Consider the following 1,796-nt stretch of genomic DNA (forward strand, 5'->3'; position numbering starts at 1 on the left):
CTGGTGCTGCATAGGTTCTCACAGTCTTAAGGGCTGCCTGATTAAAGGTTAACCCTTCCACAAACAGTCCATCATGCATCCCCTCCATCATTAAGATGAATACATCCACCAGCAATCCTAGTGCTATGACCATCCCATATAAGATCATATTGTTGAGGGTGTACCCACCAAGCCAGAGCAGAAATATAGCTCCGAGAAAGGTTAAAGGAATCGATAACCCAGCAATTATGGCTTCTCGCCAGGTCAGGGCAATGAACAAGATGATAAAAACACCAACCACTGCCTGAATCACATTAATGATCAGGTTATTCTGCTCATCGTGAATCTCTTCGTCCTGCCTGTAGGTAATCCGATAATCCATCCCAAAAGGCCAGACATTGAGGTCTTGCTTGAGAGACTCCAGTTCTTCTAAGGTTTTTTCGATGACGTTAATCGAGTCAGACCCTGGTACTTTCACTACATCCATGCTGACGGTGGGTTCAAACTCAGAACCCTGCCAACTAATGAAAGCACGAGACTTTTCCCTTTCCAAATCCCGACGTACTAAGGCAACTTCATCTAGGCGCACTACCCTACCATAACTACCACCCAAACGAGTGATAGGCAAGCTACGTAAATCTTCCAAGGTACGAAACCTACCGTACAATCGTACCTGAGCCCCAATCTGTTCATTTTCAATCTGGTCCCAGGGCATATCCTGGTTAGCAACTCTGAGGCGGTCACTTACTGTGGTTGGGGAAATCCCCAAAGTAATCATGCGGCTGGGGATAAGTTGGACATTGATAACTTCTTTCCGTTGTCCTGCTACATTAACCTCCCGTACACCCGAGACTTTTTCGAGTCTTTCTTGAATATCTTCCGCCGCCCGACTGAACACCGCCGGATCGAGATTACCATATAAAGCAATCGAGAAAATTGGGACATCTTGGGCAGAGATTTGCTCTATATTTGGTTGATTAGCCTCTGAATTAATCTCTGGTTCAGCATCATCGACTTTTTGCCGCAGCAGTGCCATCGACTCCTGAACATTGGCATTCGCTTGAAATTCCACTGATATCTGGGAGAAACCGTTGAAAGAAGCACTCTCAACTTTCTTCAATCCCTTTAGGGATTTGAGTTCTTTTTCAATTTTATCTGTGACTTGAGTTTCTATGGTTTCTGGGTCAGCCCCTGGCCAACTAGTAGTCACTATCGCCATGGGAATTTCCACATCTGGATCGGCTTCTTTGACCATCGACTGATAACCCATCAATCCACCCAAGGTTAGCAAAACGATCAAGAGAATACCAAATACTGTTTTCAGGAAAAAGAATTTAGCTAAACCTGAGGCTCGGTTAACATCAGGCACATCATGGCCATTATGCCCATTATGATGTATTTTATCCTGTAAACCCTCAGGTTTAGGGTTGGATGAAACCAGCTTACTACTCATCAATTACCTACCAAAGGAAAACGTCATCTGACCAATTACAAACTTTCCAAATTGCTAGTCAATCACTTCAACTGGTGTGCCATCAACTAAGCGATTTAGTCCTTCTGTGACCACTAAGTCGCCAACTTCAACACCACTTGAAATTTCTTGCATAGAAATCCCCCTAATCCCCGCTGTTACCGGACGCAGTTTGACGACTTTTTCTTGTTGATTTACAACAAATACATAGGGTTTCTGGTCTCGGTAGACAATTGCATTAAGAGGAACACTTAGGGCTGTGGGGTTTTCTGCCACAGCGATCCAAAGAGAAACTCGCTCCCCATCCAGTACATTCTTACTTCCTTGGTACAGGCGGATGGTCACG

The 1,796-nt window shown here is 44.7% G+C and carries 1 protein-coding gene and 1 pseudogene; both read right to left on the reverse strand.

The features are described 5' to 3' along the window. A partial coding sequence (locus tag F6K53_RS39685) for an efflux RND transporter permease subunit (protein ID WP_293085502.1) occupies window positions 1-1,432 on the reverse strand: 1,432 nt, incomplete at its 3' end. Between the two features lie 54 nt (window positions 1,433-1,486). After that, window positions 1,487-1,796: pseudogene (locus F6K53_RS39690) on the reverse strand (RND transporter MFP subunit); the annotation flags it as partial.

This window comes from Moorena sp. SIO4A1, assembly GCF_010672065.1.
Taxonomy (GTDB): Bacteria; Cyanobacteriota; Cyanobacteriia; order Cyanobacteriales; family Coleofasciculaceae; genus Moorena.